The organism is Bacillus sp. EB106-02-03-XG38, assembly GCF_058792175.1.
This window is the reverse complement of sequence record NZ_JBYTED010000004.1, coordinates 244571-261388: the sequence shown is the minus strand read 5'-3', so window position 1 is coordinate 261388 and position 16818 is coordinate 244571. Positions and strand designations below refer to the sequence as shown.

The 16818-nt window shown below is 36.0% G+C and carries 18 protein-coding genes; 2 read left to right on the top strand and 16 right to left on the bottom strand.

Going from position 1 to position 16818, the window contains the following annotated elements:
• Positions 1–10 precede the first annotated feature (10 nt).
• Positions 11–409 (bottom strand): DUF4359 domain-containing protein, encoded by a 399-nt coding sequence (locus tag AC3WTI_RS20025; protein ID WP_048528095.1) that lies wholly within the window; start codon positions 407–409, stop codon positions 11–13.
• A 191-nt stretch (positions 410–600) separates the two neighbouring features.
• On the opposite strand from AC3WTI_RS20025, the gene AC3WTI_RS20020 reads away from it, so the two are divergent.
• Positions 601–1107 carry a competence protein ComK gene (locus AC3WTI_RS20020; RefSeq protein WP_048528094.1) on the top strand — a complete coding sequence of 169 codons (507 nt, stop codon included), beginning with the start codon at positions 601–603 and terminating at the stop codon, positions 1105–1107.
• A gap of 55 nt (positions 1108–1162) precedes the next feature.
• Here the strand turns inward: AC3WTI_RS20020 and AC3WTI_RS20015 are convergent, their stop codons facing one another.
• From AC3WTI_RS20015 to fabZ, 14 genes are all read right to left on the bottom strand, one after another.
• Positions 1163–1633, bottom strand: a complete 471-nt coding sequence (locus AC3WTI_RS20015) for a sigma-70 family RNA polymerase sigma factor (RefSeq protein ID WP_087959215.1) — start codon at positions 1631–1633, stop codon at positions 1163–1165.
• 219 nt (positions 1634–1852) lie between these two features.
• On the bottom strand, positions 1853–2554 hold the full coding sequence (gene yknW / locus AC3WTI_RS20010; protein ID WP_097840474.1) for a YknW family membrane protein: 702 nt from the start codon (positions 2552–2554) through the stop codon (positions 1853–1855).
• Positions 2555–2667: 113 nt separating this feature from the next.
• Entirely contained in the window at positions 2668–3870 is a 1203-nt protein-coding gene (locus AC3WTI_RS20005; RefSeq protein WP_071758495.1) for an ABC transporter permease, read from the bottom strand.
• Complete coding sequence (locus tag AC3WTI_RS20000) at positions 3867–4547, bottom strand: ABC transporter ATP-binding protein (protein ID WP_087959213.1); 681 nt, start codon at positions 4545–4547, stop codon at positions 3867–3869. The genes AC3WTI_RS20005 and AC3WTI_RS20000 overlap by 4 nt, the downstream gene beginning before the upstream one ends.
• Positions 4544–5737, bottom strand: coding sequence for an efflux RND transporter periplasmic adaptor subunit (locus tag AC3WTI_RS19995; RefSeq protein WP_253621681.1), 1194 nt, complete (start codon positions 5735–5737; stop codon positions 4544–4546). Before AC3WTI_RS19995 ends, AC3WTI_RS20000 begins: the two co-directional genes overlap by 4 nt.
• Positions 5738–5976: 239 nt before the next feature.
• Positions 5977–7311, bottom strand: a complete 1335-nt coding sequence (locus AC3WTI_RS19990) for an MFS transporter (RefSeq protein WP_087959211.1) — start codon at positions 7309–7311, stop codon at positions 5977–5979.
• Positions 7312–7330: 19 nt separating this feature from the next.
• Positions 7331–8365, bottom strand: coding sequence for an ABC transporter substrate-binding protein (locus AC3WTI_RS19985; RefSeq protein WP_087959210.1), 1035 nt, complete (start codon positions 8363–8365; stop codon positions 7331–7333).
• Complete coding sequence (locus tag AC3WTI_RS19980; protein ID WP_253621682.1) at positions 8362–9144, bottom strand: DUF3919 family protein; 783 nt, start codon at positions 9142–9144, stop codon at positions 8362–8364. The genes AC3WTI_RS19985 and AC3WTI_RS19980 overlap by 4 nt, the downstream gene beginning before the upstream one ends.
• Before the next feature lie 66 nt (positions 9145–9210).
• A complete protein-coding gene (locus tag AC3WTI_RS19975; RefSeq protein ID WP_253621683.1) occupies positions 9211–10641 on the bottom strand; it encodes a HAMP domain-containing sensor histidine kinase in 1431 nt (476 codons plus the stop codon).
• Positions 10642–10652: 11 nt separating this feature from the next.
• Positions 10653–11324 carry a response regulator transcription factor gene (locus tag AC3WTI_RS19970; RefSeq protein ID WP_098904173.1) on the bottom strand — a complete coding sequence of 224 codons (672 nt, stop codon included), beginning with the start codon at positions 11322–11324 and terminating at the stop codon, positions 10653–10655.
• A gap of 121 nt (positions 11325–11445) precedes the next feature.
• A complete protein-coding gene (galE, locus tag AC3WTI_RS19965) occupies positions 11446–12438 on the bottom strand; it encodes a UDP-glucose 4-epimerase GalE (protein WP_001084646.1) in 993 nt (330 codons plus the stop codon).
• 190 nt (positions 12439–12628) lie between these two features.
• A complete protein-coding gene (gene tagU, locus AC3WTI_RS19960) occupies positions 12629–13540 on the bottom strand; it encodes a polyisoprenyl-teichoic acid--peptidoglycan teichoic acid transferase TagU (RefSeq protein WP_087959206.1) in 912 nt (303 codons plus the stop codon).
• A gap of 366 nt (positions 13541–13906) precedes the next feature.
• Positions 13907–14104, bottom strand: coding sequence for a hypothetical protein (locus tag AC3WTI_RS19955; protein WP_000982278.1), 198 nt, complete (start codon positions 14102–14104; stop codon positions 13907–13909).
• 385 nt (positions 14105–14489) lie between these two features.
• Complete coding sequence (fabZ, locus tag AC3WTI_RS19950) at positions 14490–14924, bottom strand: 3-hydroxyacyl-ACP dehydratase FabZ (RefSeq protein ID WP_253621684.1); 435 nt, start codon at positions 14922–14924, stop codon at positions 14490–14492.
• A 503-nt stretch (positions 14925–15427) separates the two neighbouring features.
• On the opposite strand from fabZ, the gene AC3WTI_RS19945 reads away from it, so the two are divergent.
• Positions 15428–15871: an SRPBCC family protein gene (locus AC3WTI_RS19945; RefSeq protein ID WP_253621685.1), complete on the top strand. Its 444-nt coding sequence runs from the start codon at positions 15428–15430 to the stop codon at positions 15869–15871.
• A gap of 58 nt (positions 15872–15929) precedes the next feature.
• Here the strand turns inward: AC3WTI_RS19945 and galU are convergent, their stop codons facing one another.
• Positions 15930–16811 (bottom strand): UTP--glucose-1-phosphate uridylyltransferase GalU, encoded by an 882-nt coding sequence (gene galU, locus AC3WTI_RS19940; protein ID WP_253621686.1) that lies wholly within the window; start codon positions 16809–16811, stop codon positions 15930–15932.
• Positions 16812–16818: the final 7 nt, after the last annotated feature.

The window sequence follows — 16818 nt, the reverse complement described above, 5'->3', positions numbered from 1 at the left end:
CGAATCTGCATCATTTTGCAGATTCGTCTTTTTTCTTCGGCATTTCAATTGGAATAAAGATGTTTGAAAATCCGACGCATACATATTTATAGTGTTCTCCGCCTATATCAAACTCGGTCGTATATGTTGAGAAGAAAATATAATCATTTCGCTTTGTATAATTCTCAATTAATAATCCAACTTGTGGCTCAACATATTTTTTCGCCAACTTCTTACCAGCCGATGCTAGATCGCCAAGGATGCCCTCTTCATTTTCTTTTTGAACTTCGTCTAGCTTCTTACTTACATCATTACGTTTCATAAACTGCTTTGCTGCCCAGTCTGTATATTCTCCTTTACTCGGATTACTATTCGCTAAATATACTAGAAGAACAACAACTAGAGCCATAATAATATACTTTTTCTTCATACTATCTCACCGCCTACTCTTTTCTATTTTCATATATATGTACAAGCGATGCAAATTAGAAAGACTAACATCTATTGATTGTAAACGAATAGCCAAAATTTACAATATGAAACGGAATATTAACAATTACTTTACTTAATTTGTATATAATAATATTAATAATATTATTTTAAAGGAGAGGACTCGAAGTTATGAACAATGAAAATGATATTTTTATTTCTAATGCAACAATGATGTTAGAGCCTTACAAGCACCCTTATTACCAAACAAAAATAATAGAAAGTAGTGGGAACCATCTTTACTCCTGTCAAACTGCTCTCCAGCTCATCAAACAATCTTGTCTAGCTAATGTTCACTCTACTTATCAAGGCAGGCGTAAAGCAGTTCAGACAAACTTTCATTTCAAACAAAATGTCCCAATTCCAATTAATCATCGAGAATATATTTGTGCTTTCCCGACAGAATCTCCTTCTTCTCCAAACTGTATATGGCTGTTTTATAACCATATACATGACATAGAGTTTTTCAAAAAGAGTAAAAAAGCTACCATTTATTTTTCAAATGGCACAACTACAACAATACATATCAGTCCTCATAAGTTAAAACAACAATTATTAAAGTCTGGATACGTATTATCACGTATGAACATGCAAGATTCACTACAATTCAAAAACCTCTTACTACATTTACTACCTTAACAGAATAAGTAGAATGGAAAGCAATATCCCTTGCCTTCCATTCTTATGATACTATTTATCCTCTTAAGCTATTTCGCATTTTCTCAAGTGCTTGCCGATACATCCACCTCACTTGATAATAAGTCAGTTCCATCTCACTAGCGATCTCTCCCATCGTCTTACCTACAAAAAAGCGTTCAAAAATAATATACTTCTCCTTCTCATCTAACACACTCATAAAATCCTTCGCTCTCATTTCAATATCTTCAAAATGAAAGATATCCTCATACTCTCCTACATATACACACTTTTCTTGCACTGCAAACTCTTTCTTCAATCTTTCTAATATATAACCACGCACCGTTATAATTGCATATGCAGGAAAACTTCCTTTCTCCGCATCATACCTTTCATATGCATACCAAAGACCAATTAAACCACATTGATAATACTCTTCATGATCTTGATAAATACCTAACTTCTTGATTTGATTCACAATCATACCTTCATACAAAACAACTGCCTCTTTAAAAGTTGCTGGTTTCACACAGTACCCACTTCTAAAAGGTATACCTCTTTGTTATTCCGCCGGTACCTCCACAATATAAAAATAAAGAAGCGATTTCACTGTGAGTAATTTCAAATACGACCGCCAAAATTTGAAATTACATGAAGTAGAATTTGAAATTCTGCTGGTCGTATTTGAAATAAGGGTAAAAATAAAAAAGGTGACTCCCTTGAAGAGTCACCCTTTAATTCAATCAGATTATACAGGCAAACCAGGTAAGAACTTTGCAATCAATACAACAATCGCAGCTAGGAATCCCGCTTTAATAATGAATAAAACAATAATTGGAATAGCTGCTTTCACTTTACTTAATCCTGCTGTAACTTGTAATCCTAACCAAATTAAAACTAAATTCCATAAATAGAACAATTCAATTGTATTACCAATTCCATATGCAAGTGAACCTTGATCGAATAGTGGTCCTAAACTTGTATACGCAGTTGGTCCAGCACCTAAAATTAAAGCTATAACACCATTAATAAGTCCACCAATAACAACAACAATATCCGCGTATACAATAATCATAACTATTTTTTTATAAGAAGTATCATTCCCATAGAACATCATAAACACCTTATAAATAGCTGCAATAACAAGTGTTGCAATCATAACACCTACTATTCCCCATATCGTACCAGAAATTACATCTGATACAAGCGAATCCTGATTTGCAAATTCGCCTCCTAATTTCTTTTGCATTTCAATCATCTCAGGTGATGTATACGTAATATACGAATTTAAACCACCTACAAGTCCTTGTAATAGCGCCACTATGAAGAACATGCCCCAAACCTTCTCAGTCGTCTTCATTCTCTCAAACTGTAAGCCAGGAGAAGTAATCATTCCAAACAATGATGGCTTCTCTCCACCAGCTTTTTGTGTATTCACATTTGCTTCCATTATAACGCCTCCTTCTATTTATATCACCCGTTCTAACGGGCGGTTCACTTCCTCGCATAGAGGCTACGAACCGCCCACTAGAACGGTAATGTGTAGTTCTACTACACTATTAATTACTCATAACGTAATGCTTCAATTGGATCTAACTTCGCAGCTTTATTCGCTGGAATTAATCCGAAAATAATACCGAGTGTCATAGAGAATAGTACGCCTCCAACGACAACTTCCCACGAAACGAGTGGTGGCCATTTCGCAAATGTGGAAACGATATAAGCCCCGCCATATCCAAGACCTATTCCGATTAAACCACCTAGCAGTGTTAACATAACTGCTTCAATTAAAAACTGTAATAAAATTTTACTACGTGTTGCTCCAAGTGCTTTACGTACTCCAATTTCACGCGTACGTTCTGTTACAGATACGAGCATAATGTTCATAACACCAATACCACCAACGACTAATGAAATACCAGCGATACCACCGATAATCATTGTCATAATGCCTGTAACTTTAGAAACATTTTCTTGGAATTCTTTTAAGTTCACCAGTTCATATTTACCTGGAATTTCACTTGGCTTACGACTATTTAATACATCAACAGCTTGTTTCCCAGCTGCTTCTAAATCGTCTACATTTTTAGCTTGAATTGCGATATTTTGAATATCATCTGTTCCGAATAAAACAGGCCATAATGTAAGGGGGATTAACGCTTCTTCCATTTCAAATCCCATAAACTCATTATCAGATGTATACACACCAATAATTTGCATTGGCTGCCCCTTCATCTCAATAATTTGTCCAACTGGGTTTACGTCCTTAAATAGCGTCTCCTCTGTTTTTGTACTAATCATCACAACATTATTTGCATGAGAAATATCTGATTCACCTAAAGTACGTCCCTTTACGACCTTTACTTTATTAACTGCAAAATATTCATTATCAAGACCAATAACATTCAGATTTGCTTTTTTATCATTTACATCCAGTATCTCTGTCGTCGAATTTGTCGTAATAACATGTGAAACATCTTTCACTTGTTTTACTTCCATAATATCTTCTTCCGTTAATTTTGGTACTTCAAATCCGCCTATAGCAAACTCATCATTCATATCTGGCTTAAATTGAATTGGCATCAGGTTATTACCACCAGAACCTGCGAATTTCGACTTCAGCATCGCTTCCCCGCCTTGCCCAATCGCAACGACAGTAATAATAGAACCTACCCCGATAATAATACCGAGCATCGTAAGAGCTGAACGCAGTTTATGAGCTAAAATAGAAGATAGGGCAATTTTTATACTATCTAGTAAACTCATACCGCACACCTTCTATCTTCTGTAATTTTCCCATCTCGCAGTACAATGCGGCGGGAAGAATACGCTGCTACTTCCTCTTCATGTGTAACCATAACAATCGTTGTACCTTCTGCATTAAGCTTCGTGAAAATATCCATAACTTGCTCACCAGACTTCGTATCAAGCGCACCAGTCGGCTCATCGGCCATAATGAACGTTGGATTGTTCGCAATCGCTCTTGCAATTGCTACACGCTGCTTCTGTCCACCTGATAATTCATTCGGTAAATGATGCACGCGATCCGCTAATCCAACTTTACCTAACGCCTCTAACGCACGCTTACGACGCTCTGCCTTCTTCACGCCGCCGTATACGAGCGGAAGCTCAACATTTTCCACTGCTGAAAGACGCGGCAGCAAATTAAAATGCTGAAACACAAAACCAATATATTCATTACGAATTAAAGCAAGCTTTGACTCATCTGCTGTTAAGATATTCACATCATTCAGCATATATTCGCCTTCTGTTGGACGATCTAAACAACCGATAATATTCATAAGCGTTGATTTACCAGAACCAGACGGTCCCATAATCGAAACGAATTCACCGCCCTGAATCTTTAAACTAATACCGTGCAAAATCGGCACTGCCAATTTTCCTTGATAATACGTTTTAGCAATATGATTTAACGTAATCATTTCTCTTTCACTTCCATTCCGTCATACACGTTGTCGGAAGGATTTTTAACCACCTTTTGCCCCACTGTTACGCCTTCTACAACCTCTGTCCAGTCTCCATCAGTAGAACCTTTTTTCACATTTTGTTTATGAAGTTTTCCTTTATCCTCAACATAAACAAATGCATCATCATCTTTTTCTACAATGCTCTTAGTCGGAACGGCAACCATCGTCTTATTCTCTAAATTTACTTGCAGAGAAACGTGATAACCTGGAGATAAACCATCTTGACTATCGAGACTTGCTTTATATGTATATTGAGACATGTTTTGAGTCGCTTCACCCATACCACCAGCTTGAGCCATCTCTGCACTCGTTGGGAATTCACTTACCTCTGTAATCTTACCTGTCCACTTCTTCTTATTATTTGCTTTCGCAGTTACAGTGAATGTTTGATCCTTTTGAATTTGTGACTTTTGAAGTTCAGTTAACGTCCCTTGAATTTGGAACGGATCTTTAGAAGCCACTTGTAAAAATGCTTTCCCTTGACCACCTAAAGCTTGAGATGAACTTTGCGCCGCATCTTTATCTAACTTTTGAATGACACCAGCAAAATTACTATAAATCGTAAGCTCTTTTTGCTTTTTACTTAACTCCTCTTTCTGCAACTTCCCTTTTTCTTTCTCAAGATCAGTTGTCTTTTGAGCTATCTCCAGCTCACTTACTTGCTCTTCCATCGGATCTGTTACTTCTTTCCCAGCTCCGCTATCTTTCGCTTTCTTAATTTCTTTCTTCAGCGAATCAATCTTCTTTTTCCCTTGATCATAACGCATATCAGCCATCTTCTGATCAAGCTCAGCTTGCTTCATTTGCAAATTAATCTCTTCATTATCATAAGAGAATAACTTCGTACCTTTCTCTACCTCTTGTCCTTCTTTTACTTCAATATCTTTCACTTTTCCTTTAGTTGGATCCGCATAAAAACTTTCAATATTTCCAGGCTTCACCTGACCGGAAATTAACTTCGTATTATTAAGCTTGCGCTCCGTTACCTTCTCAAAACTCACAGCATCAGCCGTTGTTGCTGCGCCTTTCTTCTTCCCTTGCATTACAAAAATATTAACTGCTGCTACAATAACAATTAGTGCAATAACCCCGATAATAATCCATTTCTTCTTCTTGTTTGGAGTACGAACCGTATTTGGTACCATATTCTCTCTCCTTTTATAACTTAATAGTTTAATATAAAAATTGTATAAAACTTTCTGAAAACAAATTACATATTATTACATTCTTTTTACAAAGTTTTACACATCCATTTATATTGTAACAAAAATTCCAATGATTAGAAATATGACATATCGTCTTTTAAGATAGATTTAAGGAAAAATTATATTCATATAAAAAAAGCTATCCAAAATGATAATTGGATAGCTTTTTAAACAAAATATTACGCTGCTTTAGGAGCTTTTCTCTCATGTCCACGTTGAACGATGAACAAGAAGATTGTTGATAAAATAGCACCTGTTAATAGTAAGATAAAGCAACCGTCCCAGCCAGAACGATCGACAATAATACCGATTGCTGCGTTTGCTACAAGACTTCCGCCTACGTAACCGAACAGACCACACATACCAACTGTCGTACCTACTGCAAATTTCGGTACTAATTCCATCGCACTTAAACCGATTAAGAACTGTGGTACGTAAATTAAACAACCGATAATAGAAACTGCAATACTTACAACAAGTATGCTAGTTGCTTGCCAATATACAAACGTACCAATAACAACTCCGACCATACTAATGATACATAATGGCATACGTTTTCCTTTAAATAATTTATCACTTAAAAGACCAACGATTAATGAACTCGGAATTGCCATACCTTCAAAGATTGCGTACGCTGCGTGCGCTTCATTTTTTGAGAAACCTTTAACTGTCGTTAAATAAAGTGGAACCCAGTTAATAACACCGAAACGAATTAAATAAACAAATGCATTCGCAATACATAAGAACCATACAAATTTATTTTTCACTACATACTTCATTAAAATTTCTTTTGGTGACATCTTGTTAGCATTATCTGCTTTTTCAAGATTTTCATAGTCATTACGATACTCATCAATTGGAGGAAGACCTTCTGATTCTGGTGTATCCTTCGCATTAATCCAAACAAGAACTGCAATTACCATTGCGATAATCGCAGGGAAAATAAACACGCCGCCTTGCCAATGATTTTCACCGAAAATACCTACACCAATTCCGACAAGTGGTGGCACAAGCATTCCACCAACGTTATGTGAAATATTCCAAAGACCTGTTTTCGTACCACGTTCTTTCTTCGAGAACCATTTCGTCATAACGATACTACAAGGTGGTGCTCCCATACCTTGTACAATACCATTTAGGACAAGTAATGTAACAATCATCCCAAATGACGATGCAAAACCGAAACAAATATTTACAAGCCCTGATAAGAATAAACCGACTGCGATAAAGCGCTGGGCGAAAGCTTTATCTGATAAATTCCCCATAAAGAACTTACTAAATCCATAAACAATTGCCATGATTGAACCTAGCAGACCAATTTGAGCTGTACTAAATCCAAATTCTTCTACTAAATACGTACTTGATAACGTAAAGTTACTACGAACTAAATAATAAGCAGCATATCCAACTGAAATCCCGATTAACACACGAATACGTAGTAATTTATATACACGATCAATCATATCCGCTGGCAATCTTTCAATTGCAGGTGCTGGCTTGAGCCATTTAAACATATTCTTTCGTCTCCTTTTCTCACTTCTGAGAGAGACGCTGTCCATTCCATATCTCGATTATTCCGCTATTTGATATATTTTGGTTTGTTCTTCTAACTGGCTGTCCTTCTATTTCTTTCTCATTCTTCGCAAACATCGTTGGTACGCCAAACGAAACTTTTTCTAAAATGTGCCCCGCTTCTTCTGATAAACAATAATCAATAAATAAATCCGCAATAATACCATTCGGTGCACGTTTTAGTTTCGAAATCGCATTAACAGATAACCCTGTTTGCTCAGGTACAATACTTACAATTGGAAAGCCTTGTTTTTGAAGCATTCTCTGGTCTCCCATGAAATTGATGCCTATCATATACTTACCGCTCGCAACGAGTTCTACTGGTATGTAACCATTCACCGTTACTTCACCAACTTGTCCTGCGAGGTTCTTCACATATTCCTTCGCTTCCTCTTCACCTACAGTATCAATAAGTGATTGAAAAAACGTATATGCTGTTCCTGATACATTTGGATCTGGCATAACAACCTTTCCCTTATATACTGGATTTAATAAATCTTGCCACCTTGATGGATAAGGAAGTCCGAGTGGTGCTATTTCTTCATTCCACCGCTCTTTATTAATTGCAATTGCTAGCTTCTCCACTTCATAACCGTACCAATAACCGTCTTTATCTGTAACAGTTTTTGGAATACGGTTCGCGTGCTGACTCGTAACAGGAATAGATAGGTTTTTTTGTTTCATCATTTGATGCGCGTCTACCGTACCACCAATAATAATATCCGCTTTCGGATTTCCAGCTTCCTCTTCTACTCTCCGAAGAAGCTCCTCTGTCGAAAGACGAATAAATTCATACGTACAGCCGCGTGGTTTACAAAATGATGAGAGCAAAGCTTCACCAACTTCCTCACGAGCTGCTACATACGCAACAAGATGACGATCATCCAAAATAGGGAGACCACTTTTATTATATTTAATAGAGGTTGTATCTCGAGAGCAACTAGACATCGCTCCTCCAATTACTAGCAAAAAGAAGAAAAAGGCTATCTTTCTCATGACACATTCTCCTTTACAAATAAATTTGCGAGGGAGCTTTTCATATACATGACATTCCCATTGTTATCACCGAGATACTGCACAACAAAGTACGACGGATACACAGCAATAGTAAGAATGTCTTCTCGCTCATTCTTTATACGCTTTCCTGTTTTATAAGCGGTAATATAAGCAATTGGTTCATTCTGTGATTGTAATAATTTCTGTATCTCTCCGTAATCTGTAATTTGCTTTGCATACCGAATCGAATCGAGTATGTGCGTAACATTCATCGCACGTTCTACATCACCTTGGCGTACTATAACATCCTGTGCTGATGCAAAAAAGTCACTAATACGTTCTGGTGTGTAATACAGGCTTAACAAATACGTTTGGAATGCTGAAATCATTGGATCCGTACCATTCTTTCCGTACATATCAGCCCCGTACTGGAACAAGTCACCTACTGCAAAAGTACGTTTATGTCCATTCAAGTACGTTACTTCTCCAGTAAATACTTGTTCTTGATTCTTAGCTTCTCTCGGTTCTATTTGAATTCGGTCAAAGAATGAAACAATCGTATGCAAACGAACTTCATCCGTTATAACAATTTCTCCCCACTTTTCATGCCTAACCTTCATTTCAGTAGGCAGGGATTCATTCACTCTTTGTAAAACAGTTTGTTTGTCATCCACTATTGTGATTCGGTTGTATATTTGCTTCTCCATCACATAAAACAAAATAAGAGAAAAGATTATACAAAGGACAAACATAAGAATTTGAAATGATAGCCTTTTCATTTCTGCCTACCTCCAAGATAAAAAAACGTTGTTTCGAAAATACCGCATAATTGTTTCATAAATGTATCATTTAACCGCTTTCAAGTTTTTTATGTCTTCCATCCGTCTCGGAAGCAAAAATGTAATAAATATTGTAGTACCAATCTCTTCACTACTCTCAATTCGCATACTTCCGCCCTGCTTATTCATAATCTCCTGACAAATATACAAACCGTAACCATTGCCGTAACTAGAAGGAAGTACCTTCCCTTCTGGCGATTCATTCCACTCTGCAAGCACACCTTCATCTATACCAATGCCATCATCATGAACAAAAACCTTCGCCTCACGTTCATTTACAATTACATTCATACGAATTTGAGTAGCATCGCTATATTTTATCGCATTATCGAGAACGTTTAAGAAAATCTGCTTCGTCTTATCAAAATCCGCAACAACGTGTACATCTGTTAACTCATTGATCACTTCAATCTCAAATTTTTGCAGGCGAGGTTTCACAATTGAAACTGCTTCTTCAGCTAATTCCTTTATATTCACAACTGTAGGTGACACTTCAAACGTACTCGTCCCGTACTTTGAAGACTTAAGTAATTCTTCTACAAGTGACAATAAACGCTCACTCTCTACAGCTACATAACGTAGGCTCTCCTGTACATCTTCCTTCGCCTTTAACTTCGGAATTAAATCCACATAACCAATAATCGCTGTTAGCGGTGTTTTTAGCTCATGCGTAATACGGTCTAAGAAATCTTTCTGCTTCTCTTTCTCCTCTTTCAATTGCTTAATATGCAGCTCAATTCCATCGGCCATCGCATTAAAAGATGCTGAAAGCTGAGCAATTTCTACATATTCATTTAGCTCAATCTTACTTTTATAATCACCATTCGCAAGCCTTTGCGCCATTTGCCTTAACTGATCAATCGGCTTATGAAGAGACTTTGCCAAACGAATTGCAAAGAAAATACCCGCAGCTACTAAGCAAAGAGACGTCATTAAGAACGTCCAACCAACATTTGTTAAAACTTCCTTCTCACCCGTTAACTCATTTATAAAGCGAACACTACCAATGACATCGTTTCCATAATAAACTGGGCTTGAAAACAAAAGAATTGGGGCTGGGTCTCCCTCTTCAAAAACATAAGATTTCTTCCCCTTCAAGGAACTCTCAATATCAATATTCCGGTGAAGAAGCGCTCCCTTTTGCGTATCCGCAACAACATCTCCATTCTTCCCGATCATCTGTACACGGACATCCATGCGCTTCGCTAAATACGAAGCAATTAAAAGTGAATTTGGACCGAGCGTCTCAACCTCTGCTTCCTTCTCTAAATAATTCATCGTATAAATCTGTGCTTCTACACTTAACTTCTCTAAAGAATTTGCCGCATTATAATACATATTCTTTTCTAACGTAATATAAACAACTGCGTACAACAGAACAAAAATTGGGATTAACAGTCCAACTATTCCAAACACCATATTTCTTTTTAAAGACATACCATCACCACTTAACAATCCAATTTATAGCCAACGCCATAAATCGTCTTAATATATTCCCCGCTATTCCCTAACTTCTTCCGCAGTCTTTGCACCATAATATCAACCGCTCTCGTATTTCCGATATACTCAAACCCCCATACTTTCTCAAGTAACTCATCTCTCATAAATACACGCTGCGGATTTGAAACAAACAACTGACATAAATTAAACTCTCGGTACGTTAACTGAATTTCTTCTCCACTAACATGCACTTTTCTTTCCTTAGGACAGATCGTTATCTCCCCCGCCCTAATCACTTCATGACTTATCGTTACCTCTGTCTTCTTCACACGCCGCGTCATATTCTTAACCCGAAGAATAAGCTCCGCATAATTAAACGGCTTCGTCACATAATCATCTGCGCCAAGTTGCAAGCCAAGCAATTTATCATTCATCTGACTCTTTGCAGTTAACATGAGTACTGGAATATCTCTATTCTTCTCGCGGAACAAACGAAGCAACTCATACCCATCTGTATCTGGAAGCATAACATCCAAAATTAATACATCTGGCTCTTCATTCCATCTCTCTAAAGCTTCTCTTCCATCAGCCGCCGTGAGCACTTCATACCCTTCCATCTCAAGCTGCATCCGAATCAAATTACGAATACTCGATTCATCATCAACTACAAGTATTTTCATGATTCTCCTCCTTCCATCCGAGATTATAGTACAGTTTAGTATAGCAAAAATCTTATAAAAAAAGAGAGGGTATTGTCGAACATATGTTGAACGACAATACCCCTCTTTCACTTATTATATTTTATTTATCATACCCATTAGGTTTCTTCTGATGCCAATTCCAAGCATGCTCAATGATTGTCTTCACATTTACATACTGAGGATCCCATCCTAGCTTCTCTTTCGCTTTCTGAGAAGAAGCAACTAAACGTGCTGGATCTCCCGCACGGCGCGGTGCTACCTCAGCAGGAATTTCATGATTTGTAACTTCGCGAACTGCATCAACGATTTCTTTAACGCTGAAACCATTACCATTTCCTAAGTTATAGAAATCACTCTCTCCGCCGTTCTGTAGGTCTTTAAGCCCTAAGAAGTGAGCTGCTACTAAATCTTCAACATGAATATAATCACGGATACAAGTACCATCTGGTGTATTATAGTCATCACCAAACATCATAATCTTCTCACGTTGACCTAAAGCCACTTGCAACACAAGAGGAATTAAATGCGTCTCTGGACGGTGATCTTCTCCAATAATACCATTTGGCGTTGCACCAGCCACGTTAAAGTATCTGAAAATCTTATAACGTAAATTAGAAGCTTGGCTATACCAATGAAGCATCTTCTCGATTGCTAACTTCGTTTCTCCATATGTATTCGTTGGATTTGTCATCGTTTCCTCAGTAATAAGATCTACATCTACCTCACCATACGTTGCCGCAGTAGAAGAGAAAATAAACTTATCTACCTTAAACTCATCCATTACCTCTAATAAACAAAGTGCACCATACACATTGTTATTATAATATTGAAGAGGCTTCTCCATACTAACTCCAACTAAAGAATCAGCTGCAAAATGCATAACAGCCTCAATATTTTCTTGTGTAAAAACATCTCTTAAAAATGCTTTATCACGAAGGTCTCCATTATAAAACTTCGCGCCTTCCGTAATTGCATCCTCATGACCCGTTTGTAAGTTATCTACTACTACAACAGATAAACCTTCGTCTACTAATTTTTTCACAGCGTGAGAACCGATATAACCAGCTCCGCCGCAGATTAGAATTGAATTCATTGTCTTCCTCCTACATATATTAGGATTTTTATTCACTCTCTTATTATAAAAGGTATACGATTGCTCGTATACCTTTTGTGTACCTTTATTACTTAGCAACGAAATAATCCGTTATATATTGTGCCCAAATTTCATGCCCTTTAGCACTTGGGAAACCGAATTCCGTCTAAAGAATTTGAATCATTACTTATTACTTAGTTACTTCAAGATGCGCTCTTAATTTATTTGTTAAATCTTGTTTTGCTGCATCTGGAACATAGTAGTACCAAATGCCATCAGCAGCCTTGTGACCGTCACCTGGGATTTGGATATCCTCACTATTTTTCAAGCAATCTTTATAGTTCTTTTGCATATCAAACATTTGATCTTGCGTTAAGTTTGTCTTCACATTCTTTTGAATTGCTGTTAATACATCCCCATAACCTGTTAAAGAAGAGAAGCTTGCACCTTTTTTGATAACACCTTGCATCACTTGACGTTGGCGCATCTGACGCCCAAAGTCACCACGTGGATCTTGTTTACGCATACGTGTGAATGCTAGAGCCTGATCACCTGTTAAATGAATATTTCCTTTCGCAAAATGATGTCCATCCTGCGTAAATTCTAAATCATTAGTTACATCTACTCCACCAACTGCATCAACGATATCTTTAAAGCCTTCCATGTTCACTTCAATATAATAATTAATAGGAACATTCAAGAAGTTTTCTACGGTCGCTACAGACATATCTACTCCACCGAATGCATAAGCATGATTGATTTTATCGCTTTTACCTTTTCCAACAATTTCTGTATAAGTATCACGAGGAATACTTACTGTTTTCATAGAGTTATTTTTAGGATTTAATGTAATCACCATTAAAGAGTCTGAACGCCCTTTATCCTCACCACGCTCATCTGCTCCTAGTAATAAAATTGACACTGGTTCACTCTTACTAACTTTTTCTCCAACTTTATTGTTGTTTTGATCACGTTTTAAAGGTTGATGAACTTCCTTTAATGTATTAGATACAGAAGAATATACATTATAAGCATAAACTCCCCCGCCTATGATTAGTACCCCAAGAATACCGAGTACCCAAAATAAAATTTTCTTTTTCATACCTTTACCCTCTTTATCAAAATTTTAAAATAATATATCCATTTTTATACTCCCCACTATATTACATTATTCTCGATTAAAAATAAAAGATAAATTAAAAAGAGCAGTTAGTATTTGCCTTCAAAACAAGAAAAACTCCATCAATTAAATGATGAAGTTTTTATTAGCTTCTATATTCATATGAATGTAACTTCTTTATAAAATAATAAGATTCAATCTTCTTACTTCTAATTATTTTGCAGTTCGGCCATACTCTCGCATTAATATAGATTTCTTCTATAATTATAGAAATCCCTTGTTCCATGCATACCAATTAAAAATGATTTAACATTCAGATAATAATCCCTATACATCGTACCTTTTTCACTATTTTTCTCTGATATACCAAATATCTTTTGAAATATCTTTGCAACTAACAGCTACATAGTCATCGCTCCAAACAAAATTACCTGATTTAAAAATTGCAATCATCCTTGGGTTATTTTGATATAAAAACATATCGCCATCTTTAAACTTTCCATTCTCATAATCATGTAAAACCTCGTATAGCTTCACATTCATCATCTCTTTTTCTCTATTGTGATAAAATCATTTTATATTCCTTTTACTAAAAAGTTGTGTTTTTCTTATGAAATCGCTGCGAACTTTTGTAATTTTTTAAAAATCCTACCCTTATACACTTAACAATTTAATTTATAAATTTCTACCTTAGCTTTATTCTTTCATCATGCTATAAATACCTGCAAATTTATATAAATTCCCTTCTTATTATTCCAATTCCCCCCTAACTTCTTTAATAAAAACTCTTACTAATATTCTAAAGTGTTACTACTACTAAATTTCTTTGCTAAACAAATCACATATTACTACACAAATAAAATAGGTGGACACAAGGCTGCAAACTCAGCCCAGTATCCACCTATCTGTATAAAAAAAGATTTTACGTTTACTATTCTTTTTTCTCTCCAAGAGCGAACGTTATTTCTGTCTCACAAGCAATTTCACCATCTACAGTAGCAACGGCTTTTCCTTTTCCAATTGACCCACGTACACGCGTCATTTCAACTTCTAAACGCAGCTGATCACCTGGAAGGACTTGTCGTTTAAAGCGGCAATTATCGATGCCTGCGAAGAATGCTAAGCGACCACGATTCTCTTCTTTCTTCAACATAGCAACAGCACCAACTTGTGCTAAAGCCTCTACAATTAAAACACCTGGCATTACAGGATAATCTGGAAAATGTCCATTAAAAAATTCTTCATTAGCTGTAACATTCTTTATTCCAATAGCACGCTTTCCTTCTTCTACTTCTAAAACTTTATCCACTAGTAGAAATGGATAGCGATGAGGAATTATTTCTTTAATTTGTTGAATATCTAGCATACACTTCTCTCCTTAAACAAGATTGGTCATACCACCAGAAGTTATACTATCATTATCCCATTTTAACTCTCATTTGTCATTATAAAAAAGATTTTAGAATTTCACTTCTAAAATAAAAAAATGTATACACTCTTTTCAATATATATTATCTCTGACACGGAGGTTGAAAAGAGTGTATACCCAAGTTAGGGAAAGGCAAATTATATTAAATATATTAAGCCTTAATGTCGTATTCAAGATTCATTATATATGACAAAAATAAGAAATTAAAACCTAATTTTCGACCTTTTTCGTATTAATTTCCTAATATTACTCAGGATTTCTCTATTTTCCTTACATTCTCTTAAATGTGATATTTAGAAATATGAATTTTAATAAAAAATCATTAAAATAATAGAAAAAAACGCTTGTAATAGAATTTACATACTTATATTATAATAAAATGAATATAGAATTTTAACCTGATCGTTCAAATATCTTTATTTTTAGAAGGGAATCCCAAAATGGCAAAAGGTATACATACTATCGAGTTAAATGCTTCACCAAATCAAATTTGGAAATTTATTAGCGATATAAACAATTGGGCTCCACTAGTCGCAGGCTATGTTAAACATAAAATTATTGATGACAAACATTCAACTTGGCGTTTGCACGGTGATTTAGGATTTATTAAACGCGACGTTAATCTCAATGTTGAAATTATTGAATGGCAAACGCCTGATAAAATTAGCTTTACGATGAATTCTCCAACAAAAAAATTAGTTGGTAGCGGCTTTTTTCTTGCTGAATCAACCTCTCCTTCTACTACAAAAGTAACAAGTCAGTTAGAATTGCGAACAACTGGTAAGGGAGCCTTTGTTTTTAACAGCGCAATAAAACCATTTGTCCCTAAAATGACAAAGCAACTTTCTAAAAAAGTGGCAGATAAATTAATGAAACAGTTATAAAAAACCATCTCAGAAATTTATTTTACAATAAATTTCCGGGATGGTTTTTTTATGAAAGCTAATTATTAACCATTTCTTTTTTTAATAATTTCTCCATATAGCTTAATAATTCATTCTTTAACTCATCATGCTGTAATGCCATTTCAATTGTTGTTTGAATGAATCCAAGCTTCTCTCCAACGTCGTATCGCTTTCCTTCGAAATCATAAGCAAATACTCTTTGTATCTCATTTAAGCGCTGAATAGCATCCGTCAATTGAATCTCGCCACCTGCTCCTGTTTGCTGATTCTCTAAGAACGTAAAAATCTCAGGTGTTAATACATAGCGCCCCATAATTGCTAAGTTAGATGGTGCTGTTCCTTGATCTGGTTTCTCTACAAACTTACTAACCTGATAACTACGACCTTTTTGTAATAGTGGATCAATAATACCATAGCGATGTGTCTCCGTTTCCGGAACAGTTTGAACACCAATTACCGATGATTGTGTTGCCTCATATTGATCCATTAATTGGCGTAAACATGGCGTCTCAGCTTGTACAATATCATCACCAAGTAAAACAGCGAATGGCTCATTACCAATAAACTTACGAGCACACCATACAGCATGACCTAAGCCTTTCGGTTCTTTTTGACGAATATAGTGGATATTAATTTTAGAAGACTCTTGTACCTTCTTAAGGATTTCATGCTTACCCTTTTCTAGTAAGTTCTGTTCCAGCTCAAAAGAATGATCAAAGTGATCTTCGATAGCACGCTTTCCTTTTCCAGTTACAATAATAATATCCTCAATTCCAGATTGAATCGCTTCTTCTACAATGTATTGAATTGTTGGTTTATCAACAATTGGTAACATTTCCTTTGGCATTGCTTTAGTTGCTGGTAGAAAACGAGTTCCTAATCCAGCTGCTGGTATAATAGCTTTTTTTACTGTTTTCATTCCTACT